This is a genomic window from Streptomyces sp. NEAU-YJ-81 (assembly GCF_017592595.1).
GTDB lineage: Bacteria > Actinomycetota > Actinomycetes > Streptomycetales > Streptomycetaceae > Streptomyces > Streptomyces hygroscopicus_B.
The window spans coordinates 716,284-739,306 of sequence record NZ_JAGFNO010000001.1 but is presented as its reverse complement, the minus strand read 5'-3'; the positions used below and the strand labels follow the sequence as shown (position 1 = coordinate 739,306).

18 protein-coding genes, 1 tRNA gene and 1 pseudogene are annotated in these 23,023 nt (G+C 71.2%); 7 read left to right on the top strand and 13 right to left on the bottom strand.

The window, feature by feature from the left end; all coding sequences use genetic code 11:
- The first annotated feature begins 4 nt into the window (after nucleotides 1-4).
- From J5X86_RS03330 to J5X86_RS03320, 3 genes are read left to right on the top strand one after another with little or no spacing between them, the layout of a single operon-like run.
- Nucleotides 5-694 carry a response regulator transcription factor gene (locus J5X86_RS03330; RefSeq protein ID WP_208515273.1) on the top strand — a complete coding sequence of 230 codons (690 nt, stop codon included), beginning with the start codon at nucleotides 5-7 and terminating at the stop codon, nucleotides 692-694.
- Nucleotides 691-2,622, top strand: a complete 1,932-nt coding sequence (locus tag J5X86_RS03325) for a GAF domain-containing sensor histidine kinase (RefSeq protein ID WP_208515272.1) — start codon at nucleotides 691-693, stop codon at nucleotides 2,620-2,622. The genes J5X86_RS03330 and J5X86_RS03325 overlap by 4 nt, the downstream gene beginning before the upstream one ends.
- 49 nt (nucleotides 2,623-2,671) lie before the next feature.
- Complete coding sequence (locus J5X86_RS03320) at nucleotides 2,672-3,688, top strand: polyprenyl synthetase family protein (RefSeq protein WP_208515271.1); 1,017 nt, start codon at nucleotides 2,672-2,674, stop codon at nucleotides 3,686-3,688.
- Here J5X86_RS03320 and J5X86_RS03315 read toward each other — a convergent pair.
- Genes J5X86_RS03315 through J5X86_RS03305 form a run of 3 tightly spaced genes read right to left on the bottom strand, consistent with a single transcriptional unit; the run spans nucleotide 3,663 to nucleotide 5,431 of the window.
- Entirely contained in the window at nucleotides 3,663-4,868 is a 1,206-nt protein-coding gene (locus tag J5X86_RS03315) for a glycosyl hydrolase family 8 (protein ID WP_208515270.1), read from the bottom strand. The genes J5X86_RS03320 and J5X86_RS03315 overlap by 26 nt on opposite strands.
- Nucleotides 4,865-5,035 (bottom strand): hypothetical protein, encoded by a 171-nt coding sequence (locus J5X86_RS03310; protein WP_014061701.1) that lies wholly within the window; start codon nucleotides 5,033-5,035, stop codon nucleotides 4,865-4,867. The genes J5X86_RS03315 and J5X86_RS03310 overlap by 4 nt, the downstream gene beginning before the upstream one ends.
- 39 nt (nucleotides 5,036-5,074) lie before the next feature.
- Nucleotides 5,075-5,431, bottom strand: a complete 357-nt coding sequence (locus tag J5X86_RS03305; protein WP_078642218.1) for a PRC-barrel domain-containing protein — start codon at nucleotides 5,429-5,431, stop codon at nucleotides 5,075-5,077.
- Nucleotides 5,432-5,596: 165 nt separating this feature from the next.
- On the opposite strand from J5X86_RS03305, the gene J5X86_RS03300 reads away from it, so the two are divergent.
- Nucleotides 5,597-5,764 carry a hydrophobic protein gene (locus J5X86_RS03300; RefSeq protein ID WP_078642219.1) on the top strand — a complete coding sequence of 56 codons (168 nt, stop codon included), beginning with the start codon at nucleotides 5,597-5,599 and terminating at the stop codon, nucleotides 5,762-5,764.
- Nucleotides 5,765-5,879: 115 nt separating this feature from the next.
- Here the strand turns inward: J5X86_RS03300 and J5X86_RS03295 are convergent, their stop codons facing one another.
- A complete protein-coding gene (locus J5X86_RS03295) occupies nucleotides 5,880-6,704 on the bottom strand; it encodes an RNA polymerase sigma factor SigF (protein ID WP_243979228.1) in 825 nt (274 codons plus the stop codon).
- A 170-nt stretch (nucleotides 6,705-6,874) separates the two neighbouring features.
- Complete coding sequence (locus tag J5X86_RS03290) at nucleotides 6,875-8,074, bottom strand: MFS transporter (RefSeq protein WP_308124449.1); 1,200 nt, start codon at nucleotides 8,072-8,074, stop codon at nucleotides 6,875-6,877.
- Nucleotides 8,075-8,195: 121 nt separating this feature from the next.
- Between J5X86_RS03290 and J5X86_RS03285 the strand changes: the two genes are divergently transcribed.
- Together J5X86_RS03285 and J5X86_RS03280 are read left to right on the top strand one after the other, a co-directional pair.
- Nucleotides 8,196-8,600 carry a helix-turn-helix transcriptional regulator gene (locus J5X86_RS03285; RefSeq protein WP_208515269.1) on the top strand — a complete coding sequence of 135 codons (405 nt, stop codon included), beginning with the start codon at nucleotides 8,196-8,198 and terminating at the stop codon, nucleotides 8,598-8,600.
- A gap of 123 nt (nucleotides 8,601-8,723) precedes the next feature.
- Nucleotides 8,724-9,401 carry a DUF4232 domain-containing protein gene (locus J5X86_RS03280; RefSeq protein ID WP_208515268.1) on the top strand — a complete coding sequence of 226 codons (678 nt, stop codon included), beginning with the start codon at nucleotides 8,724-8,726 and terminating at the stop codon, nucleotides 9,399-9,401.
- An 84-nt stretch (nucleotides 9,402-9,485) separates the two neighbouring features.
- Here J5X86_RS03280 and J5X86_RS03275 read toward each other — a convergent pair whose 3' ends face one another.
- The 4 genes from J5X86_RS03275 to J5X86_RS03260 form a co-directional block, all read right to left on the bottom strand.
- Nucleotides 9,486-10,145, bottom strand: coding sequence for a response regulator transcription factor (locus tag J5X86_RS03275; RefSeq protein ID WP_208515267.1), 660 nt, complete (start codon nucleotides 10,143-10,145; stop codon nucleotides 9,486-9,488).
- On the bottom strand, nucleotides 10,142-11,383 hold the full coding sequence (locus tag J5X86_RS03270) for a sensor histidine kinase (RefSeq protein ID WP_374229216.1): 1,242 nt from the start codon (nucleotides 11,381-11,383) through the stop codon (nucleotides 10,142-10,144). The genes J5X86_RS03275 and J5X86_RS03270 overlap by 4 nt, the downstream gene beginning before the upstream one ends.
- A gap of 76 nt (nucleotides 11,384-11,459) precedes the next feature.
- On the bottom strand, nucleotides 11,460-12,383 hold the full coding sequence (locus tag J5X86_RS03265; protein WP_208515266.1) for an alpha/beta fold hydrolase: 924 nt from the start codon (nucleotides 12,381-12,383) through the stop codon (nucleotides 11,460-11,462).
- A gap of 710 nt (nucleotides 12,384-13,093) precedes the next feature.
- Nucleotides 13,094-14,089, bottom strand: coding sequence for a hypothetical protein (locus tag J5X86_RS03260; RefSeq protein WP_208515265.1), 996 nt, complete (start codon nucleotides 14,087-14,089; stop codon nucleotides 13,094-13,096).
- A 1,185-nt stretch (nucleotides 14,090-15,274) separates the two neighbouring features.
- Here J5X86_RS03260 and J5X86_RS03255 point away from each other — a divergent pair.
- Nucleotides 15,275-15,396: pseudogene (locus tag J5X86_RS03255) on the top strand (DNA mismatch repair protein MutT); the annotation flags it as partial.
- A 759-nt stretch (nucleotides 15,397-16,155) separates the two neighbouring features.
- On the opposite strand, the gene J5X86_RS03245 reads toward J5X86_RS03255, so the two are convergent.
- The 4 genes from J5X86_RS03245 to tmk form a co-directional block, all read right to left on the bottom strand.
- Nucleotides 16,156-16,229: transfer RNA gene (locus tag J5X86_RS03245), tRNA-Thr, on the bottom strand.
- 103 nt (nucleotides 16,230-16,332) lie between these two features.
- Complete coding sequence (locus J5X86_RS03240; protein ID WP_208515264.1) at nucleotides 16,333-17,877, bottom strand: alpha/beta hydrolase; 1,545 nt, start codon at nucleotides 17,875-17,877, stop codon at nucleotides 16,333-16,335.
- A gap of 263 nt (nucleotides 17,878-18,140) precedes the next feature.
- Nucleotides 18,141-19,361, bottom strand: a complete 1,221-nt coding sequence (locus J5X86_RS03235) for a DNA polymerase III subunit delta' (RefSeq protein ID WP_208515263.1) — start codon at nucleotides 19,359-19,361, stop codon at nucleotides 18,141-18,143.
- A 263-nt stretch (nucleotides 19,362-19,624) separates the two neighbouring features.
- Nucleotides 19,625-22,927 carry a dTMP kinase gene (tmk, locus tag J5X86_RS03230; RefSeq protein ID WP_208515262.1) on the bottom strand — a complete coding sequence of 1,101 codons (3,303 nt, stop codon included), beginning with the start codon at nucleotides 22,925-22,927 and terminating at the stop codon, nucleotides 19,625-19,627.
- Nucleotides 22,928-23,023: the final 96 nt, after the last annotated feature.

Genomic DNA, 23,023 nt, shown 5'->3' with positions numbered 1-23,023 from the left:
CCAAGTGGCGCTTCGCGTGCTGATCGCAGACGACCATGCGGTGGTCCGGCAGGGCCTACGCATGATCCTTGGGCTCGACAACGAAATCAAGGTGGTGGGCGAGACGACCAACGGCCGGGAAGCCGTACGGCTGGCCCGGGAGCTGTGCCCCGATGTCGTCCTGATGGATCTGCTGATGCCGGTGATGGACGGCGTATCCGCCACGGCGGAGATCCGCCAGGACCTCCCCGAGGTCGAGGTGGTGGCGCTGACCAGCTCCCTCGACGACGCCATGGTCATGGGCGCGGTCCGGGCGGGGGCCATCGGCTTCCTGCTGAAGAACGCCGAGGCCGACGACCTCCGTAACGCGGTGAAGGCCGCGGCCGTGGGCCAGATCCATGTCTCCCCGGCCGCGATCTCCCGACTGATGGGCCAGGTCAGGGAGCCGAGCGGCCCGGAGCAGCTCACCGAGCGGGAGACCGAGGTCCTCACCATGCTCGCGCGCGGCAAGGCCAACAAGGAGATCGCCCACGATCTGCGGATCGGCCAGCAGACGGTGAAGACGTATGTCAGCCACATCCTGACCAAGCTGGGGATGCACAGCCGGACCCAGGCGGCGGTGTACGCGGTGCAGTCCGGCCTGGTACCGGCGGGTGAACTCACCCCTCCGGAAGCACCGGAGTCGACGACGAGGGAGCAGTGGTGGTCGGCGTGATCAATACACGATGGACCCCGATCCGGCGACGACGGAGCGCCACCGCGCTCGCCGAGGTCACCCAACACATCCTGGTGGGCGAGACCGCCGACGACACGCTCCGGCTGATCGCCCGCCGGGTGCGTGAGCTCCTGGGCGCCGATATGGCCCGGGTGATGGTGCTGGAGCCGGGCGACGTCCTGACGATACGAGCCACCGACGGCGCCCCATGGACCGCGCCGAGCGGCCCCCTGACGCCCGGCGGCTCCTCCCCCGCCCGCCAGGCGATCCGCGCCGGACGGCCCACGGTCTCCAGCCACGACCGGCGGCCGCGCCGGCTCGGCCGGGACCCCCGGCACGCGGTCCCGGCCTCGGTGCTGGACGCGCCGCTGCTGGTGCGCGGCCACCCCGTGGGGGTGATCGAGGTGGCGAACCGCGGCGGCGGGCGGCGGCTCAGCCATGCCGATGTGAGCACCGTGGGACGCTTCGCGGCCCCCGCGGCCCATGCGGTCGCCCAGATCCGGCACCGGGAACATCTGCGGCGGCTGGCGTCCGCGGCCGCCGGACCGGGCTCCGGCGGTTCCGCGGGCTCTTCGGGGTCATCGGGCCTGCCGGACCCTTCGGGGTTCGCTTCCGGGTCCTCGGGGCCTTCGGGGCCTTCCGGCTTCGCGGGAGCTTCGGGATTCGCGGGAGCTTCGGGGCTCGCGGGAGCGTCGGGGCTCGCGGGAGCGTCGGGACCTTCGGGTTCCCCTTGGGGCTCGTCCGGTTCGTCTGGTTCCTCGGGGTTCACCCCTTCCTCCGGCCCCTGCGTACGGCGGACCCTGGACTCCCTGGCCGCGGGCGCGGTGGCCCGTACCGGCGCCGCGAGCTGCACGGTCTATCTGCTGGAGCCCGGACCGTCGGCGAACCTGCGCCTGGTCGGCGGCGGCCACGGCCACACCCCGCCGTCCCGGAAACCGGCGCTGGAGGCGATCGCCGGGGCCGCGCCCGTCATCCACGGCGGCGGCCGTACCGGCGCGGACGGCGAGGGCCCGGCGCGGGGCGCGGTGGCCGCCTGGCCGCTGCTGCGCGAATCCACCGCGATCGGCGCGATGTGCTGCCACTTCCCGCCCGGCCGCGACCCCGGCGAGGCGGACATCACCCTCCTGGAGGTGATCGCCGGGCATGCGTCCTGCGCGGTGGAGAACGACCGGCAGCAGGGGGCCACCCAGGAGAGGTCCGTCCGGGAGGAGCGGCAGCGCATCTCGCGCGAGCTGCACGACTCGGTCTCGCAGGCGCTCTACGGCATCGCGCTGGGTGCCCGTACCGCCCGCGAGATGCTGGAACGCGACATCGACAGCGCGGAGCCGGTGGGACGGGTCGAGACGCCGAGCCCAGTGGAAGGGGCGGTATGGGTCGATCCGGCGGGCGGCCACGAGGCCGTCGGGGAGGTGGTGGACCTCGCCGAGCTGACCGAACTCGCCGAGCCCATCGAGTACATACGGCGGCTCGCGGACGCCGCGATCGCCGAGACCCGGACGCTGCTGTGCCGACTGCGGCCCGAATCCCTGGAGACCGAGGGCCTGGTCGCCGCGCTCACCCAGCATGTCGAGGCGCTCCGGGCCCGGTACGGGATCACCACCGAGGCGAAGCTGGACGCCGAACCGGAGACCACACCGGAGGCCAAGCACGCCCTGTACCGGATCGCCCAGGAGTCGCTGCACAACATCGCCAAGCATTCGCAGGCCCGGAACGTACGGCTCCATCTGCTCAACGAACCGGGCGCCGTCACCTTGACGGTCGCCGACGACGGCGTGGGCTTCGACTGCAAGGGCTCCTTCCCCGGCCATCTCGGGCTGCTCTCCATGCGGGAGCGGGCCCGTGAGGTGGGCGGCACGCTGAACGTGGACAGCCGTCCCGGACAGGGAAGCCGCATCCGGGCCAGGGTTCCGGCCACGCCGGATTCCTGAGCCGCCGTCCTGAGACCGGTCACCGACGACATATGAGACATTTCTGTCCATGCAGTCGACCGTGCGGGACCGCGCGCTGGCGGACGGCCTCCGGGCCGGCCAAGCGGCGGTCGACGAGGGCCTGTTGAAGGCCACCAAGAGCGATGTGCCGTTCATCAACGAGGCCGCGCGGGAGCTGACCCGCACGGCCGGGCGGCGGCTCCGGCCGCTGCTGGTACTGCTGGCGGCGCGGTTCGGCGACCCCGGCGCACCGGGCGTGGTGCCCACCGCCGTCGTCGTCGAACTGACCCATCTGGCCACGTACTACCACGACGGCGTACGGGACCAGGCGGCCGTACGGCGCGGCGCCCCGCGCCCGGACGCCAACTGGGACAACACGGTGGCGGTGCTCATCGGTGACTTCCTCTTCGCCCGCGCCTCGCACATCCTCGCCGACCTGGGGCCACACGCCGTACGGCTCCAGGCCGAGGCGTTCCGGCGGCAGGTCACCGGCCAGATCCTGGAGACGGCCGGACCGCGCGACGGCCGCGACCCCGTCGAGCACCATCTGGAGGTGCTGGCGAGCCGGACCGGCTCGCTGACCGCCGTCTCCGGACGGCTGGGCGCGCTGGTCTCGGGTGCGGACCCGAGCGCCGTCGACGCCCTCGCGCGATACGGCGAACGGCTGGGCGTGGCGAGCCATCTCGCCGACGAGGTGGCGACCCCGACCGCCCGCCGCCCCACCCTGCCTGTGCTGCTGCTGGCGGAGCGGGTGGAGGCGGGGGCGGGGGTGCGTATGGATCGTGCGGATCTCGCGGACCGGGAGCTGTACGAGCTGCTCACCGGGCCCGCCGATCGGCCGGGGTACGCGGAGGCGGTGGCGCGGCTGCGCACCCACCCCGCCCTGGACCGGGCCCGCGAGGAGACCGCCCGTCAGGCCGACGCCGCCCGCGCGGCCCTGTCGACGCTGCCCGACTGCCCGGCGAGGGCCGCCCTGGAATCGCTCTGCGAGGCGGTGGTGCGACGGGCCGACGCCGTTCCGCCGGCCGAGCCGGGCGCCCCTACGGCACCCAGTAGTTCTGGCTGACCACCAGCATCGACTGGAGTTGCACCCCGGCCGCGTAGGCGCGGGCCGGATCGGGCGGGGAGCCGCACATCCGCGCCCACAGCGCGTCCAGCCAACTCTGCGCCCCCTCGCCCTCCCCTTCGCCCCCGTCATCAACCTTCTCGCCCCCCGTCATCGCGGCGACCGCGAAGGGCGCGAAGAAGGCGGGCGAGCCGGCATCCCCATAGGCCGTGCCGTCGAGCCGGTATCCGCTCCGGATGCCCCCGGGGTCACCGCCCGTCGCCGTCCTCGCCCAGCGGCTGAGCTCGCGCGCGGCGGCCCGGGTCCGTGCGTCGCCGCTGGTCACCGCGTCGGCGCCGAGCCGCCAGGGGACGCGGCAGGCGTTCCAGTGGTAGTCGCCGTCATGCGGGCTCTCCAGCACCTTCCCCGGCGCGGGCCTCGGATCGCCGGATGTGGTGTCCACGACGAAGTCGGGGAGCAGCCCGGTGGCCGGGGCATGGCGGGTGCGCAGCGCACCGGCCAGCGACAGATGCGCGGCCAGCGCCTCGTCCCACCGCGGATCGCCGGTCGCCGCGCGGAACGCCCGGAAGTGGTCCGGCATCCAGTCCGACGTACGGGAGACCTCGTCGAAGCGGCCCGAGGACCAGTCGCCGAGCTTGGTCAGCCGGGTGCCGGGGTGCACCTCGCGCTCCATGACGGCGTCGATCCGCCGCAGTGCGAGCGCCTTGTAGTCGCCGTGGCCGCCGCCCCACTGCCGGTCCGCGAGCAGCAGTCCGTACGCGATGTCGAGGTCGCCGTCGGTCGCGGAGTCCCGACCCCCGACGTCCCGGCCACCGGCGTCCTGCTGGGCGGCGTGCAGATCGGGGTGGTTGACGGAGGGGTGGGCCAGGACATGCCGGAGGATGCCGTCGAAGAGGGCGTGGGCGTCGGGGTCGGCGCCCGCCATCAGCGCGGTGATCACCAGTCCGTAGCCCTGGGCCTCGGCGACGAAGGGGTGCGCCGCGTCGGGGGTGAACACCGCGCACCGGCCCCGGCCGCCCACCTCATCGCCCGACCGGAGGAAGAACGCCTTCCACCGCCGGTAGTGCTCCAGGACCTGCCGGTCGGCCGCCGCCGGGTCGCCGGAGGGCCGGAGTGTGCCGGGGACGTACGGGACGGAGTGCGCCCCGAACGGGACGCCGGCCGCTTCGCGTCCCGTCATCGGATCCGGTGCCGCCGGGACCTCCGCGCCAGCCGCACCAGCCCGAGGACGATGTCGATCACCAGCACCACCACACCGATGACCAGCAGATAGCCCAGCCCGTGCACCACCCAGCCGATGAGGCCGAGCACGATGGCCACGATCACCAGGAACAGGAAGAGCGCCACGGCCGACACCTCCCCTCGATCGCCAAGCGTCCTCGACCATCAGCGGCGTGCGAGCTGCCGCCCGCCGCCCGGACCCGACTGGTACGTCTTCCCGTAGTGCTGGAAGATCGCCCCCTCCTGCTCCGCGGGCAGCACATCGTCGATGCCGACCCAGGGGGCCTTCTTCACCAGCGACCGTGTGTAGGAGACCTTCACATAGCCCGGCCCGACCACCGCGTCGTCCACCGGGACGAACACCAGCCGGTGGCGGGTGGGCAGTCCGGTGCGGACCGTGGCCATGGCGGGTTCATCGGTGGCGGTGGCCACGTAGATCGCCTCGAGCACCCCGATCTTGCGGCCCTGCTCATCGACGACATCCTGGTCGCGCCACTCACGGATATCGGCTGACTGGATCATGACGTATCACCCTCTGACCTCTGCCCCTCCAGCCTGCCTCCACAGACCGTGAGACGCCACGCCATCCATCCACCAGGGGTAACGGGAGTGTTCGAAACAGCATGAATTGATCAGGTGTGCCAAATTCCCGATGGGGTACTCGCGGCGTCGAGGAGGTTGGTAATCATGGTTCCCCTGCTTGTCGTTCTTCTTCTCGCACTGCTTCTCTTCGGCGCCGGATTCGCCTTGAAGGCTCTGTGGTGGATCGCGGTCATCGTGCTCGCCGTCTGGCTGATCGGCTTCGTCGCCCGGCCGACGGTCGGCGGGCGACGTGGACGGTGGTACCGCTGGTAGCCCGAAGACCGTGCGGATAGACCCGACACAGCGCAGACCGAAGGGGCCCGGCCGGAGAAATCTCCGGCCGGGCCCCTTCGGTCTCGCGTGCCTGGTCGGCGAGGGTCTCGCGTGCCTAGTCGGCGAGCATTCCGCGCCGCAACCGGCCCAGCGCGCGGCTGAGCAGCCGGGAGACATGCATCTGGGAGACGCCGAGTTCGGCGCCGATCTCCGACTGGGTCAGCTCCTCGCCGAACCGTAGCTGCAAGATGCGGCGGTCCCGCTCACCGAGCTCTTCCACCAGCGGCTTGAGCGCGTGCAGATTCTCCACGGCCTCCATGGCCGGGTCGACGTCGCCGAACCGGTCCGCGTACGTGGTCACCCGCGTGGCCCCGCTCTCCTGCTCGGCGGGCGCGTCCAGCGAGGTGGTGAGATAGCCGTTGCTGGCCACCAGTCCGTCGACGACCTCGTCCTCGCTGAGCTGCAGATGCTCCGCGAGCTCGGCCGTGGTGGGCGACCGGTCCAGCCGCTGGAACAGCTCCTCGTTCGCCTTGGCGAGGTCGATCCGCAACTCCTGCAGACGGCGGGGAACATGCACCGCCCAACTGGTGTCGCGGAAGAACCGCTTGATCTCGCCGACGATGTACGGAACGGCGAAGGTGGTGAACTCGACCTCGCGGCTCAGGTCGAACCGGTCGATCGCCTTGATCAGCCCGATGGTGCCGACCTGGACGATGTCCTCCATCTCCACCGAGCGGTTGTGGAACCGCCGGGCGGCGTACCGGACCAGCGACAGGTTGAGCTCGATGAGGGTGTTCCGCACGTACTGGTACTCGTGCGTCCCCTCCTCCAGCTCCGTCAGCCGGTCCAGGAACGTCTTGGTCAGCGCCCGCGCGTCCTTGGGCGCCACCTTTGCCGGATCGTCCACCGTGGGCAGATCGGACAGTCCGGCGTTCTCCATTCCATCCAGTGCAATGTCACGTACCTGAACACCATGTGCTTGCTCAGCTTCGGCTGCCGTCAGTGTCGACATTGTCACGGGTGCCGTGTCGTTCACCGTCGCACTCCCTGTATCGGCTGCATGCATAGGCTGATTGGGGACCCGCCTACCCACCCTCGATGCCCCCATGCCTACTTCCTGCGGGCGGATGGCGGACCGGCGAGGACCACCAGCCCCCCGACGAGGGCCAACGCCATGAGCACGGCTCCGAAGACGGTCGCCCCCGTCGTCAGCCCCGCCGCATCGCTGAGGTAACCCGCCATTACCGGCAGCACGCCCGCGGGCACATAGCCCCCGACGTTGAGCGCCGCGTTGGCCTCCGCCAGACGGCTCGCCGGAACACTGGAGTTGAGCAGCGACAACCCACCGAGCTGCCCCATCCCCTGCCCCGCCCCGGCCAGCAGCGCGGCGGCGACGAGCAGCGGTACGGACGAGGCGCGGACGGCGGCGACGAGCGCGCCCATGCCGATCGTCGTACTGATGGCACCGGCGATGAGGATCGTCCGCCGGTCCAGCCGCTGGACCGCGAACTGCGCACCGGTCGCGGTGAGGAACATCACGAAGGCCATGGCCCCCGCGGCCACCGGGCTGGTGGTGTCCAGCAACCCCGAGAGCAGCGACGGCCCGAGGGACAGCACGAAGGAGGTGGCGGTGATGCCGGGCGCGAAGACGGCGATGCCCATGAGGAGTTGCCCGCCGCTCCCCCGCGGCACCCCGGGTATCCGCACCCACGCCCCCTTCGCGGGCGTGACGGGACGCCGCACCGGCATCCGTGCCACGACCAGGACGGCCGCCGCCAGCAGCACCGCCTCCAGGACGAACACCCCCTTGCCCAGCACCCCGGCGAGCAAGGGCCCCAGCCCGGCCCCGAACACCATCGCGCACGAGGCCAGCAGCGCCGCCAGCCGCCGTCGCCCCGGCCCGGCCACATCGGTCACCGCCGCCATCCCGGCGGAGACGACGGCGCCCACCGCGATCCCGCTGAACAGCCGCGCCACGATCAGCGCCGCCACGGCCGACGCGCTCGCGAAGATCGCGCATGCCGCCATCGCGAGCCCGAGCGCGGGCAGCAGCACGGGCTTCCGTCCCACCCGGTCCGACACCACGCCCGAGACCAGCAGCGAACCGAGCAGCCCGACGATGTAGCAGGCGAAGATCACCGTCAGAGTGCCCTTGGAGAACCCGATTTCGCGCTGCCACCGCACATACAGCGGCGTCGCCGCGTTCGAGAGGACGAACACGGCGGTGACCGGCCATGCGGCCGTCCACACCCAGCGGGTCGGGGCCGCTCCGTCCTCCCTCTCCTCATGCGCCTCCCGCGCACCCGACACCGCCACGGTCCGACTCCCCGTCACGACAGCTCCTCCCGACGACCTCAGTACGACTTGAGTCGAACTTAGCATGCAGTACGATCGGACTCGTACAGTGAGCCGCGCGACGAGGACCCCGCCGATGACCACCCGGACAGCCCACACGGCACCATCGCCCCAAAGCGCCCGCCCCGCCATCAAGGCGCTCCCCGAACCCCCCGACCTGCCGCCCCCGCTCCCGGAGCCGGCCGTGGAGGAGATCCGCCTGGAGACGGTCCTGGGTGCCCTGAGCGACCCCCTCCGCCTCCGCATCGTGCGCAAACTGCTCCTCGAATCGGAGCGGTTCGATCACACCTGCGGCTGGTTCGGTCTGGACCGCCCCAAGTCCTCGCTCACCCACCACTTCAAGGCCCTCCGCGAGGCAGGCATCACCCGCCAGCGCCAATACGGCCTGGAGCGCCGCAGCCACGTCCGGATCGCCGACCTCAACGCCCGCTTCCCCGGTCTCCTGGACCTCGTGGCCGACTGGACCCCGGCCGAGGGGTGACGGCGGGCGTTAGCCGGACGTTAGCGAATCGGCAGCGGTCGTTAAGAGAACGCCAGCGGCGGCCGACACCATGGATGGTGCGTGAGCAGGAACCGCACAAACCGGAAGCCCATGGGGGTCGTCATGTCGCACCACATTCTCAACCGCCGAGTCCGCAAGGCCGGTGTGGCCGCGCTGATCGCCGCCGCCTCGGCCGTCGCCCTCACCGCCTGCGGGAGCAACGACTCGTCGTCCGACGCCAAGGGGAACTCCTCCTCCCACGCGTCGTCCTCCGCGAAGTCGTCGCAGTCGGACGCCTCGGTCCACAACCAGGCGGGCCAGACCGGCAAGCAGGCAACGGCCCTGGGCTCGGGGTCCGACAAGGCGCAGGCGACCGCCGAATGCCAGCCGGGGACGCTGCGGGCGACCCTGGACTCGGCCGGTACCTCCCAGGCGGGGATGAACCACCGGGGCACGTTCCTGCGGGTGAAGAACACCGGCGACGAGACCTGCGTGATCAGCGGCTATGCCGGGCTGGCCCTGGAGGGCGCCGGACACACCGCCATCGAGACCACCGCCCGCCACGGCAGCACCTACTTCGCCACCGACCCGGGCTCCCACCCGATCACCCTCGGACCGGGCAAGAGCGCCTGGGCCGACCTGGTGTGGACCACCACCGGCGCCTCGACCGCCCACGCGAAGTACCTGCAGATCTCCCCGACGGGCAGCAACTCCCACAGCACCGTCGCCTTCGGCGAGGACCTCGACAACGGCACCCTGTCGCTGACGGCCTGGTCCTCCAAGCCCCCCATCAACAGCTGACAACACGGCTGACGGCATAAAGAACCCCAGCTCGGACCCGGTCCGAGCTGGGGTTCCGCGCGCCCCGGCCACCCGCGCGGCGCCTCAGGTCACCAGACCCTGGCGGTAGGCGTAGACGACCGCCTGGACGCGGTCGCGGAGTCCGAGCTTGGCGAGGATGCGTGACACGAAGGTCTTGACGGTCTCCTGGCTTATCACGAGGGTCACGGCGATTTCGCTGTTGGAGAGGCCGTTCGCGATGAGGCGGAGGACTTCCAGTTCGCGAGGGGTCAGCGGGATGTCGCGCGGGGGACCCTCGGCGGGCCGGATGCGGGCGGCGTACGTGCCCACGAGCTGCCGCGTCACCTCGGGGTCCAGCAGTGCCGCCCCGCTGGCCACGGTCCGGATGCCGTGGAGCAGTTGGGACGGCGGCGCGTCCTTGAGCAGAAACCCGCTCGCTCCCGCGCGCAACGCCTCGTAGACGTACTCGTCCAGGTTGAACGTGGTCACCACGAGCACCTTGACGGGATGCGGCACCCCGGCACCGGCCAGCAGGCGGGTGGCCTCGATGCCGTCGAGCACCGGCATGCGTACGTCCATCACCACGACCTCCGGGCGCAGCCGGCCGGCGAGCTCGACCGCGGCCTGCCCGTCCCCGCACTCACCCACCACTTCGAGGTCGGGCTGAGCGTCGATGATCGTCACCAGCCCGGTGCGGACCAGCACCTGGTCGTCACAGACCAGGACCCGGATCGGCTCGGTCACGACGGGCTCCCCGCGGGTATCCGTGCCCGTACGACGAAGCCGCCGCCCGTCCGCACGCCCGCGTTGAAGTCGCCGCCCAGGACGTCGACCCGTTCGCGCAGCCCGGCCAGGCCCCGCCCGCTCCCGCCGGGAGACCCGGCGGGGGACCCGGCGGGGGACCCGGCGGGGGACCCGGCGGGGGACCCGGCGGGGGACCCGGCCCGTGAGCCGGAACCGTCCGTGCTGACCTCCACGGTGATCTCCCTTGCGCCGTGGTGCACCTGGACCGAGGTGCGGCTGCCGTGAGCGTACTTGAGGGCGTTCGTCAGGGCCTCCTGCACGATCCGGTAGGCCACGAGGTCGGCGCTGCCGGTCGACTCCGCCGGCGTGCCCTCCTCGGTGAACTCCACCGGCTGCCCGGCCCGGCGGGTCTGCTCCACGAGCGTCAGAAGCCTGCCGACGGCCGGCGTCCTGCCCTCGGTGCCGTAGTCGGGGTTGAGCAGATCGAGCAGGTGCCGCAGGTCGGTGATGGCCCGTCGGCCGGTGTCGGTGACGGCGGTCAGGGCCTGGTCGAGCCGGTCGGGCGCGGCGGTCAGATAGCGTGCCGCCTCGGCCTGCACGACCATCGCGGTCACGTGATGTGTCACGACGTCGTGGAGCTCACGGGCGATGCGGGCACGTTCGGCGGTGCGGGTGTGCTCGGCGACGAGGCGGCGGCGTTCGGCCTCCGCGGCCCGGGTGGAGCGCAGCCACGACCCCATGCCCCACGGGAGGGCCAGCGCCAGGTAGTACAGCACGAACTCACCCGGCGATTCGGCGCCCGAACCGAGCCGGTAGAGCGCGACCGCCAGCGGCACATACGCCGCGGAGAAGAGCAGCGCGGTGGCGCGCCGGTGCCGTTCCAGATGGGACGCCACGCTCAGCAGCGCGACGGGCACCGCGGTACCCGCGAACGAGTGGTAGCCGCGGAGCTGGTCGACGGCGAAGCCGACCGACACCAGGGCGAGACAGACGACCGGCCACCGCCGCCGCACGGCGAGCGGAAGGCACTGGAGGGCGACCGCCACGACGGCCAGTGCGTCGAAGGGACGGCCCGGCAGGCCGCCGAGCTGCGTCCCGTGGTTGTGGAACGCCGGTACGAGCGCCGCGGCGAGGATCAGCAGCCCGAGCGGCAGATCCCGGACCGTGACATCGAACCGGCGCCACAGCTCCGGCACCCGCCGAACAGCGATCACCGGCACCGGCACCGGTCTCATCATCGGCTCCTCCGTCCCTCCACAGCCAAATCACCGCGGCCGAAGGGAACGCTACGCAGGGAGATCTCCAACGCGCGTCCTACGCGCGGTCCGCGGCCTGTGAGGTGACGCGCTCGATCGCCTGGACGGCAACGTCAGGCTGGTCGACGTAGATGTAGTGCTCGCTGTTCTTGGCGGTGCTCAGCCTGCTGTGGCTGGAGACCGAGAGCCACTTGCGCTGACCGTTGGACCACGCCCGCTCCAGGCCAGGCCCGTATTCGGGCACCGCCGCGAGGTATTGCTTCCCGTGGTGGATCACCTCCACCGGGATGTCCCCGGCGGAACGGACCTTCCCGTCCGGCACCGTGAGCATCTCCGGCTCCCCTCCGTGAAGGATCGCGAGGGTCTGATCACGCAATGCGACCGCCGGGCCAGTGGCGGATTCAGGAATTCCCTTGTTGAGATCGGCGGTCTGGGTCGGTGAGGTGGCGTCCATCAAGACCAGCCCCCTGACCCTGTCCTGATGGCCGGGGGCATACCGGGCGGCGATCAGCCCGCCCAGCGAATGCCCCGCCAGCACGACCGGACCGTCACCGGCGACACGATCGAGCACCGCGGTCAGAACCTTCCCCGTGCTGTCGAGCGTCTGAGGCCCATCGGGCTGATCGCTGGCGCCTTCGCCGAGCCGGTCGTAGGAACAGACCCGGTTCTTCTTGCTCAGGGTCTTCTGGATCCCGGCCACCTTCTCCAGCCCGTCGCCACCCCCGGCCAGCAGCATGATGACCGGCCTGCCGTCCGCCGAAGTCCCCGAACAGGACACGTTCACCAACCGGCCGCCGACCTCGATCTTCTTGGTACCGGTGAGCAAGCCCTCATCAGCCGCCTTCCCCGGAGCAGCAGCGGACCTCCCACCCGCGGATGCGTCCGCATCCGCCTTCGTGGAGTCCTCACAGCCGACAAGCCCCACACCTGCCACGGCACACGACAGCGCGAGCACAGCGGACAGCCGACCATTGCGGACCATGTTTGCTCCCCAGTAAGAGAATTGACGCCGAAAAGGCTGCTTTTAGTGGCGGTCAATGCAATACGCCGCCACATCCGCAGCCGAAGCGCCGCGGCGATCAGGAACGCTACGGATCCGGCCCCCCGGAATCGTCACCACACGGTGGACACCTACACGTAGCTCGCACGGGGGACAGCCCCACAAGGCCCGGCACGGCACCGACGACGACACGACAACCCCGACGATGTCCGGCACGAGCCAGGTCAAGGCATGCGTACCAAACGAGAGAAGGCCCAGGTCACACTCTGTGTGACCTGGGCCCCCAAGCAGACACACCGAGCGTGGTCCTCACAGCTCCGCGGAGACCACACCCGGCTGCCCCAGCGCCTCCAGGAACACCCGATCGCCCCGGACGCCACCTCCGGACTTGGCGCTATCCCGGAGCCCCCCTCTTGGGAGAGTTGCCTGACTGCCGAGGAGCTCGAACGAAACCCCACAACTGCCTGACCTCTCTCGGCTTGACCACAACAATGTGCTGCTACAGGCGGCGCGCCCGCCTCACCCCGAAAGACACGGCCTACAGAGCTCGTTCAACCAGAACACTCGCCAGGTGGTTCTACTCAGCCTTTGAGTACCGATGACCTCGCGCCCCTCGACCGACCACAGAGACTTGGATTACCAGACTCTCCGCAGCTCAGGAGGGGCAAAGCCGTCGCTGACGACAGTCTGGCTCACCGTACGCCGCCGCTCGCATGGAGGGCACCACTCTCAATGTCATCGACATGTACGATGGCATCCGGAATATCCTTGAAGTGCATGAGAGCCTTGACGGATACTTTGTAGCTCCGTCCCGCCCTCGCCACAGGGAAAGGGAACTGCCCTGCCCTGATAAGTCGATGTGCGGCAGACTCAGCGATCCCCATCACGTCTGCGGCTTTTCGGAGCCCGATGAACGAGGGGTAGAGGTCTGAAGCATAGTAGTACAGGTTCGGGTTGGAAATCCGGGATCGGGCCAGCCTTGAGGTCCGCACCGTCTGCCCGACCGATCCCGAACGACGACCAGCGCGAAGTTCATCATGAAAGCCCCGCACGGCGTCGAAGTAGCCCAGCCTCTGAAGCAGCGCCCCGAGTCGTTCACCCCTGATCTGTTCTGCGACATCTGTGTCACGGATGCTGTTGAAATCGATGATCGAAGATGCCCTCAGCGCGGAGCCCTGGGTGGCCATTTCCGACTGGACGAATATTTCGATGTCGTCCATCGAATACTCCGACGAGGTAGCATTCCCACGCCGGAAGGCCACCTCGAAGGCTGCCTTCACCATTCGATCCCTGACATGGCGCGGCGGAACGCCCATGGCAGTGTCTGCCCATACCTCCAATGCGGTTGCCACCATGGCCGACCGAATTTCTTCACGTTCGACTCGGAAATCACGGGAGATTCGCGAGGAAAGTGAACGGAAACATGGAACGATGCAGTCGAGGATAACCAACCGCCACGTGTCGTCACCATCCATGTCACACAGCCTACCCATCGCAATCATGGACTCCCACAGACGGGAGCTCGGAGCTGACCGGACTCCCGCCGAGATCGCCTCGGCACGGAACTTCGGATAAGGGGGATGCCGCTTGATCTCGCACTCCTTGACATCCCCAACATGCACGCAAACCGGCACTCCCCCGAAAATCTTGCGAACTTCCCATTCGATGTGATCGAAGATATCCGACATGATTCGCGCTCCAATCTTCACCGCTCATGCGCGAACGATTATGGCGATCCAGAAAGATCCAAAGACCCCGCCCCTAACCGAGTCACCCAATCGTGTGAAGAATGTTTGTATTAAGTTTTTTGCCCTTTGCGGTGCCCCCACCTTGGGCTGCTCGATGCATCCACGCCACCAGCCTCGTTGTTTCAACACTCTGAACGGGTGACCGTGCGCCGGCGATATCGCGTACATTCCTGTCCGTGAGGTGAGCAGGTCAGGTTCACATGCCGACTGTCGCGCCGGGTTCCACAGATCCGGTGGACTGCTGGGCTGCACCTCCCCTCGGGGCTTGGCGGGACTGCGCGTCGTGGGCCCAGTCGGGTGGGGCAAGGAGAGTATTCAAGCGAAGGCGCGGCCGCTTCCGTTTGCCCAAGCCCAGAGGTGCAGGGGATCTTCACGCGGCATATGCGCTGGCCTCATGCGAGTACGGCCGGTAGGCGCGGGAACCGGTAGCGCAGAACCTTGGGCGTCTATCTGGCGAGGTCGCTGTCCGTGTCTAGCCTCGATCTTGCATGAGGCTTGCTGACGTCCGATGGCGGTCGAGCAGACAACTCGGCAGTACCGTCTCGGCAGTCGCGTAGACAAGGCGTGTTGGGCAGGAGATGTGTTCTCGGCCGGTGCCACCGCCATCGTCGGCTGCCTCTGGCTGGTCGCCCCCGACGTGGCCACCAGATTCTTCGGCACGCTCTAGAAACAGCTCGCTGCCGACCCGGACCGGCGCACCGCCCTCCGTACCGCCCAGTCCGCGACCCGCGCCGGCACCCCTCAGTCCCGGAGTGATCCACCGGTCGAAGTGCAGGATCGTCCCCGAGTCGGTGAGCCAATTAGCCAGTGCCGTTTGAACGGCTGAATCGACCGCGATCGTAATCTCTTGCGGGACGGGCACCGAGCCAACAGCAGAGTCACTCTTGTCTGATGCCGACACGGACCGCCCTCACAGCCTGACGCAGGATCACCGATGGTGAGCATGGGGCAACCGAAGGTTTAGCGCTGCTCTCACCGAAAGATCCATGTGACCTACCGACACTGAGGTACACGGTGGGGAACGCGCGGGAACGGCTGTAAGGAAGCCACGAGGGCCCCTCCGGCATCGTCGTCCTGCATGCCCCGGATCCTTTTGGCAACACAACCGGCACACTGTTCCGCTAGACCGATGACCAGCCCAAAGCCCTCCCGCCGCAATCGAATCCATGACCCTGCCGGTCGCCGCCGTCATCGTCCACGACACGGCCACCAACCGCGTCGTCCTCCTTCAGCGCAGCCAGAAGGCGAGCCCGCCGCGCGATCGGAGGGAAGTGATCGCCTTGCGGGTGCGGTCGGAGGTCATGCCCTCCATGAGATGGGTCAGGGCCTCGCAGGACTCCGAACCGACCTGGGACGCCATGCTCTGGTTCACCGGCGACAGAGAGGACTTCGGCATGGAAGACGACAAGCTCCCCAACTTCCGCGCCCACGTCCACCACCAGCGCGCCGCCCTGGCCGCCCTGAAGGGCGCGAAGCACGAGCGCTGGAAAGCCGAGACGGCGCCCAACCAGGCCGAACGCGAGGAAGCCGTACTTGCCCAAGCCGACTACACCGAAAGGGCGTTGGCTTGTCGGCACCTCCGGGCTCCCGCCGGTCCGGCTGCACGACCTCCGGCACGGGGGCGGCCACGCTTATGCTCGCCGCCGGCATAGACGTGAAGGTCGTGTTGGACACGCTCGGGCACAGCGGCACCCGGATCACGCGGGATATTTACCAGAGCGTCCTGCCGCAGGTCAGCAAGAACGCGGCCGAGGCCACCGCCAAGCTGGTTCCGCTGCAGCGGAAGTCCGAGGCGGAGGAGGTGCGTAAACCGCCAAAATGGCCAAGGACACGGCGAAATCCGAGGCCAGGGCCGAGAGGAAGGGCAAGCGGAAGAGCCCCAAGAAGTAGGGCACCGCACCGCACCGCTCACGCAATCCCCCCACGGCAGCCCGGTCGTGTGACGCGTCATGCCCTGAGCAACACAAAAGGCCAGGTCACGGATTATGTGACCTGGCCTTTGCCGGAGCCGCCTAAGGGAATCGAACCCTTGACCTACGCATTACGAGTGCGTCGCTCTGGCCGACTGAGCTAAGGCGGCATGCTGCGGTGCCAGATTGGCAGCAGCAGCGTCGCCAAGTCTACACAGTTTCGAGGGGTGCTCCGTACGGGGCCGGGTGGGGCCCAGGCGGGGCCGGGGCTGGTCAGCGGCAGCGGGTGTGGGGGGCGGGTGGGCGGCCGGTGAGGAGGTAGGTGTTGATCGCGCCGTCGACGCAGCTGCTGCCGCGGCCGTAGGCCGTATGGCCGTCACCGTCGTAGGTGAGGAGGGTTGCGGAGGAGAGCTGGGCGGCCAGGGCACGGGCCCAGGGGTAGGGGGTGGCGGGGTCTCGGGTGGTGCCGACGACGACGATGGGGGCGGCGCCCTTGGCGTGCAGGGCGTGGGGGGTGCCGGTCGGGCGGACGGGCCAGTAGGCGCAGTTCAGGGCCGCCCAGGCGAGGGCACCGCCGAAGACGGGGGATGCCTTCCGGAAGGCGGGGAGGGACTTCTTGACCTCGGCGGGGGTGCGGAAGGCGGGTGGGAGGTCGAGGCAGTTGACGGCGGGGTTGGCATACATGAGGTTGGCGTACGAGCCGTCGGTGTCGCGCTCGTAGTAGAGGTCGGCCAGGCTGAGCAGACCGGCGCCGTGGCCGCGCATCGCGGAGCGGAGGGCGGTGCGCAGCTGGGGCCAGGCGGTCTCGTCGTACATGGCGGAGATCACGCCCATGGTCGCGAGGGGCTCGCCCAGGGCGCGGGACTCGCCGGTGGGGACCGGGTGGGAGTCGAGGCGGGTGAAGAAGGCGCTGAGCCGGTCGCGGGCGGCGGCCACGGAGCCGGTGCCGAGGGGGCAGCCGGTGCGGCGTACGCAGTCCTCGGCGAAGGCGGTGAAGGCGGTTTCGAAACCGGCGGTCTGGTCGCGGTTGATGCGCCGGGAGGACAGCGTCGGGTCGAGGGCGCCGTCGAGGACGAGACGGCCGACGCGGTGGGGGTAGAGGTCGGCGTAGGTCGCGCCGAGGAAGGTGCCGTAGGAGGCGCCGACGTAATGGAGCTTCCGGTCGCCCAGCGCGGCCCGCAGCACATCCATGTCGCGGGCCGCCTCGACCGTCGAGACATGGCGGAGGATCCGGCCGGAGCGGGCCGAGCAGCCATGGGCGAACTTCTTGTAGGCGGCGACGAGACGAGTGGTCTCGCCACGGCCGTCGGGCGTCTGGTCGGTCTGGGTGAAGGCGTCCATCTGCTTGTTGCTCAGACAGGTGACGGGCTCGCTGTCGGCCACGCCGCGCGGGTCCATCGCCACCATGTCGTAGCGGGCGCGCACCCGGGTCGGGTAGCCCACGGCCGCGAAGCTCTGCAGATAGCCGACCGCGGAGCCGCCGGGGCCACCGGGGTTCACCAGGAGCGAGCCGAGGGGGCGGCCGGGGCCGGTCGCCTTCTTACGGGAGACGGCGAGTCTCAGGTCCGGGCCGGTGCCGGGTCTCGCGTAGTCGAGCGGGGCCTTGAGTGTGGCGCATTCGAAGTCCGCGCCGCCGCAGGGGCGCCAGCTCAGCGACTGCTCGTAGTACGGCCTGAGGGCGGCGGGGACGGCCTTCTTCGACATCGACGCGGCGGGCGGCGAGGAGGCGTCGGCGGAGCAGCCGGAGGACAGCAGGGCGGCGGAGGCGAGGGCGGCGCCGAGGGTCCGGAGCGGGCGGCTGCTGTGCGGGGTGTTCATGGGCTGATCCCTCGGTTCGCGCGGTCGAGTCGCGGGATCGCACCGGTCGGATCATCCGGATCACGTCGAACAAGGTGATCCGGGTGGTCAGGGTCGCCAGGGTGATCGCCCTGATCGCTCGGATCCTGGAGATCGGGCCCTGGAGCGGGCCCTGGAGCGGGCCCTGGAGATCGCGTCCTGGAGATGCGGCCGGTTTGCCCCCTTACGGAGGGTATCCACCCGAACACGCTTCATGCGCCCGGGAGCGAACCCGTACGGGTGACTCAGCCGGCCCGCAGCGCCATGGTCATCGCCTCGACCGCCAGCAGCGGCGCCACATTGCTGTCCAGCGCCTGACGGCACGCCGTGATCGCCTCGATCCGGCGCAGCGTCCGCTCGGGCTTCGAGCCCGAGGCGATCCGGTCCAGCGCGTCCCGTACGTCGGTGTTGGCGAGCGCGACCTGGGAGCCGAGCTGGAGGGCCAGCACATCGCGGTAGAAGGCGATCAGATCGGTGAGCGCGAGGTCGAGGGTGTCGCGCTGGGTGCGGGTGGCACGGCGCTTCTGACGGTCCTGGAGATCCTTCATGGCCCCGGCCGTGCCGCGCGGCAGCCGCCCGCCCGTACCGGCGGCGGCGCCCAGGGCGGCGCGCAGCTCCTCGGTCTCCTTGACATCGACCTCCTCCGCCACCTGCTTGGCGTCCTCGGCCGCCGCGTCGATCAGCTCCTGGGCCGCCTTGAGGCAGCCGCCCACGTCGTCGACGCGCAGCGGGAGCTTCAGGACGGCGGCGCGGCGGGCGCGGGCCCGCTCGTCGGTGGCCAGTCGGCGGGCGCGGTCGATATGGCCCTGGGTGGCGCGGGCGGCGGAGGCGGCGAGCTCGGGCTCGATGCCGTCACGCCGGACGAGGATGTCCGCTACGGCCTCCACCGGGGGCGTGCGGAGGGTGAGGAGACGGCAGCGGGAGCGGATCGTGGGCAGCACATCCTCCAGCGAGGGCGTGCACAGCAGCCATACGGTGCGCGGCGCGGGCTCCTCGACGGCCTTGAGGAGAACATTGCCCGCGCCCTCGGTAAGGCGGTCGGCGTCCTCCATGACGATCACCTGCCACCGGCCGCCGGCGGGCGAGAGCTGAGCACGGCGCACGAGTTCCCGGGTCTCCTTGACGCCGATGGTGAGCATGTCCGTACGGACCACCTCCACATCGGCGTGGGTGCCGACGAGGGCGGTGTGACAGCCGTCGCAGAAGCCGCAGCCGGGGGCGCCGCCGAGCGCCCGGTCCGGGCTGACGCACTGCAGCGCGGCGGCGAAGGCGCGGGCCGCGGTGGCCCGGCCGGAGCCGGGCGGGCCGGTGAACAGCCAGGCGTGGGTCATCTTGGACGACGCCATGGGCTCCTGGGCCGGGGTCGCCTCGCCCGCCGCCGTGACCAGGGCGTCCGCATCCCCCGCGGCAGCCGTGAGCTGGGCCGCTACTCGGTCCTGCCCGACCAGGTCGTCCCACACCGCCATGGCTGCCTCCGCCGTTCGTGCTTACGGCAACCCATTGTGGGCCACCCCACCGACAGCCGAGCACGACCGTCGACGAGGGCGCCCGGCGGGGCGGACCGTCAGCGGGGCCCCGCCAGCGGGCCTCCGTCGGTGCCCCGCCGTCAGCGGCTACCCGCCAGCGCCCTACCGTCGGTGCCCTGCCGTCAGCGGCTACCCGCCAGCAGGCCTCCTCAGCGCCTGCCGTCAGCGACCACCCGCCAGCGCCCTACCGCACCGCCCTGCCGTCAGCGGCGCCGGCCGTCCTCGTCGTCGCGCGGGCCGAGCAGCTCGTCGGCCAGCGACGGGAGGTCGTCCAGCGGGGTCTCCTCCGCCCACTCGGGACGGCGGCGGCGCGGACGCGGCGACTCCGCACCGGTCTGGCCCTGGCCCTGGCCGTACTGGGGCATCTCGCGCGTGCGCTCGTTCCCCTCGCCCTGGCCCTGCGCCTGCTCCTGGCCCTCGTCCGGCCGGAACAGCCACGGCGGGACCCGGTCCGCCGGGTCGGCGGATCGCTCGTCCCGTACGGGCGGCAGCACGGCCGTCTCGTCGGCCGCGTTCGTGGGCGGCTCGGCGGGCGGCTGGGGCAGGACGGCCGTCTCCTCGGCGTCAGGGCCGCCCCGGCGCTCCGGGCCGTCCTGGGGCCGTACGGGCGGCAGCACGGCGGTGTCCCCGGCGTCCGGGCCGTTCTGGGGAGGCACGGGCGGCAGCACCGTGGTCTCGTCCGCGTCCGGCCCGGCGGCGGGACGGCCGGAGCCGCCCTCTCCGACGTACTCCGCCCACGGGTCGAACCGCGGCGTCTGGACCGTCTTCGTCGAGTCCGGGTCGTCGGAGGCGCGGCCCGCCGCGTCCCGGGCGCCGCCGGTGTCCTGGGAACCGCCCGCGCCCCGCGAGCCGTCCGCGTCGTGGGGCGGCGGCGCCGGGGTCTGGGTCTCCACGGTCGGCGCCTCGGCCCCGGAGGAGGCCGCCGCATCCGCCGCGTCCGCCGCCAGCCGCGCCTGCTCCGCCCGCAGCAGCGCCTCCTCGGCCTTGCGCTGCTCCTCCTGGCGGCGCGCGTCGGCCTCGGCCCGCCGCAGGGCCTCCGCCTCCGCCTCCAGGCGGCGCCGCTCCTCGTCGGCGGCGCGGGCGCGGTCCTCGGCCTCGATGCGTTTGCGGTCCTCCTCGGCCCTGCGGCGCGCGTCCTCGGCCCGCTGACGGGCCGCCTCCGCCTGCCGCTCGGCCTCGCGCTGGCGGGCCTCCTCCAGCTCGCGGCGCTTGCGCTCCTCCTCCTCGGCGCGCGCCTTGGCGAGCACCTCCTGGCGCTCGCGCTCCAGCCGCTCCTCCTCGGCCTTACGGGCGGCCTCTTCCTCGGCCCGGCGACGGGCCTCCTCCTCGGCGGCCTTACGGGCCTCCGCCTGGGCCTTCACCTCCGCCTCGGACAGCGGCAGCATCTGGTCCAGGCGGTGGCGCACCACGGAGGTGACCGCCTCCGGGAGCTGCCCGGCGTCGACGACGAGGTAGCGGGCCGGGTCGGCTGCGGCGAGGGCCAGGAATCCGGACCGTACGCGCTGGTGGAACTCGGCGGGCTCGGACTCGAGCCGGTCCGGGGCCTCGGTGAAGCGCTCGCGCGCGGTCTCCGGCGAGACGTCCAGCAGCACCGTCAGATGCGGCACCAGGCCGTTCGTCGCCCAGCGCGAGATACGGGCGATCTCGGTCGCGGCGAGGTCGCGCCCCGCGCCCTGGTAGGCCACGGACGAGTCGATGTAGCGGTCGGAGATGACGACCGCGCCGCGCTCCAGCGCCGGGCGGACCACTGTGTCGACGTGCTCGGCGCGGTCCGCCGCGTACAGCAGCGCCTCGGCGCGGTGCGAGATCCCGGCGGACGAGACGTCGAGCAGGATCGAGCGGAGCCGCTTGCCGATCGCGGTCGCGCCCGGCTCACGGGTCACCACGACCTCGTGGCCCTTGGCCCTTATCCACTCGGCCAGCGCCTCCACCTGCGTGGACTTGCCCGAGCCGTCGCCGCCCTCGATGGCGATGAAGAAACCGGTGGCGGTCGGGCCCTCGTCCGCGCCCCCGCCGCCGAGCAGCGCCTCGCGCAGATCGCGCCGCAGCGGCACTCCCTGCCGGTCGTCGGTCCGGCCGAGGACCAGCGCGGCGACGGGCAGCAGCAGCGCGCCCACCAGCATCAGGGTGAACGCCGCGCCGCCGTGGGCGAAGACGAAATCACCGCTGCCGAGCCGGTGCGGTCCGATGACGGCGGCGAGCAGCGGCGCGACGACCGCGCCGAACCCGACGCTGACACGGACGACGGCCTGCAGATGCGCGGTCATCCGGGACCGGCGGGCCTCCTCGGACTCCTGGTCCAGGAGGGCGTGGCCGGTGTGGGCGGCGATACCGGCCAGCACACCCGCGACCAGGGCGATCAACACGACGGTGGTCGTGTCGTGCACCAGGCCCACCGTGAGCAGCGCGAGCCCGGTCAGCGCGACCGACAGCGCCAGCAGCCTGCGCCGCGACAGACCGGGGAGAACCTTCGGGGCCCAGCGGATGCCCAGGGCCGGACCGCCGGCCAGAACGAGGGCGAGCAGCGCGAAGGCGACCGGCCCGCCGCCGAGGTCCATGGCCTGCAGCGGGGCGACGCCCACGGCCGCGGCGATCGCGCCCGCCACCCCGGCGCAGGCGAGCACCAGCAGCGGAACGGCACCGGTGCGGCCCTTGTCGGCGCCGGTCCCGGAGGCGGCGCGGGGCCGGCGCAGCCCCTCCAGGGGGGAGCGGGTGCGGCTGGTCTGCCCGCCGGGCAGTTCGAGGAAGGTGAGGATCGAGATCGACGCGGCGAAGAGTCCGGCGCCGACGTACGAGCCGAGGGCGGCCTGGTGGGTGTGGAACCACTCCACGCCGGTGCCCAGCAGCCTGCCGATGAGGGTGACGACGAGCAGCCCGGCGGCGGCGATAGGCAGCGTCAGGAAGTTCGTACGGAGCGAGAGCCGGCGCAGCGCGTCCAGGTGGTCGGGCAGCGGGCGCACGGCCGCGCCCTCGGCGGGCGGTGCCGGGAGCAGCGAGGGCGCGGCGCCGTCCTTGGCGACGGTCCAGAAGCGCTCGGCGACGCCGAGGACGAAGGTGGTGATGAGCAGCCAGGCGACGGCGTCGGCCGGGGCCCAGTCGATCCACAGCGGCGCGATGAGGAGCAGCACCAGCCGCAGACCGTCCGCGCCGACCATGGTCCAGCGGCGGTCCAGCGGACCGGAGGGGCCGATGAGCGCGGCGAGCGGCCCGAGGAGCACCGCGCCGAACAGCACGGTCGCCAGGAGCCGTACGCCCAGCACCACCGCGACCGCGAAGGCCGCGCCGCGATACCCGCCGCCGAAGGAGTCGGCGGCCACGGACGCCTGCAGCGTCAGCAGCACCAGCACCAGCACGGCGAGCGCGTCCCCCGCGCCGCCGACGAGTTGGGCGCTCCAGAGCCGTCGCAGCGGCTGATAGCGCAGCAGGGCTCGTACGGCCCGCTCGCGGGAGTCCGCGGCAAGGGCACCGGAAGTGGCGGTCACGTCCGTTGGCTGCTCTCGCGTCATCCCGCCAGCCTATCCGGATCACATGAATCCACGGCCCCCCGGCCGAACAAACGGGCGGTGAGCCGTGGATGGCGCGGGGATTGCTCCGCCTTGCTC

Bases quoted from the DNA above. Each gene is read 5' to 3' on its own strand.
- J5X86_RS03285 (WP_208515269.1), top strand. From the start codon at position 8,196: ATGACCACCCGGACAGCCCACACGGCACCATCGCCCCAAAGCGCCCGC.
- J5X86_RS03235 (WP_208515263.1), bottom strand. From the start codon at position 19,361: ATGGCGGTGTGGGACGACCTGGTCGGGCAGGACCGAGTAGCGGCCCAG.
- J5X86_RS03320 (WP_208515271.1), top strand. From the start codon at position 2,672: ATGCAGTCGACCGTGCGGGACCGCGCGCTGGCGGACGGCCTCCGGGCC.
- J5X86_RS03315 (WP_208515270.1), bottom strand. From the start codon at position 4,868: ATGACGGGACGCGAAGCGGCCGGCGTCCCGTTCGGGGCGCACTCCGTC.
- J5X86_RS03295 (WP_243979228.1), bottom strand. From the start codon at position 6,704: ATGGAGAACGCCGGACTGTCCGATCTGCCCACGGTGGACGATCCGGCA.
- J5X86_RS03260 (WP_208515265.1), bottom strand. From the start codon at position 14,089: ATGTCGGATATCTTCGATCACATCGAATGGGAAGTTCGCAAGATTTTC.
- J5X86_RS03270 (WP_374229216.1), bottom strand. From the start codon at position 11,383: ATGATGAGACCGGTGCCGGTGCCGGTGATCGCTGTTCGGCGGGTGCCG.
- J5X86_RS03240 (WP_208515264.1), bottom strand. From the start codon at position 17,877: ATGAACACCCCGCACAGCAGCCGCCCGCTCCGGACCCTCGGCGCCGCC.
- J5X86_RS03265 (WP_208515266.1), bottom strand. From the start codon at position 12,383: ATGGTCCGCAATGGTCGGCTGTCCGCTGTGCTCGCGCTGTCGTGTGCC.
- J5X86_RS03300 (WP_078642219.1), top strand. From the start codon at position 5,597: ATGGTTCCCCTGCTTGTCGTTCTTCTTCTCGCACTGCTTCTCTTCGGC.
- J5X86_RS03305 (WP_078642218.1), bottom strand. From the start codon at position 5,431: ATGATCCAGTCAGCCGATATCCGTGAGTGGCGCGACCAGGATGTCGTC.
- J5X86_RS03280 (WP_208515268.1), top strand. From the start codon at position 8,724: ATGTCGCACCACATTCTCAACCGCCGAGTCCGCAAGGCCGGTGTGGCC.
- tmk (WP_208515262.1), bottom strand. From the start codon at position 22,927: ATGACGCGAGAGCAGCCAACGGACGTGACCGCCACTTCCGGTGCCCTT.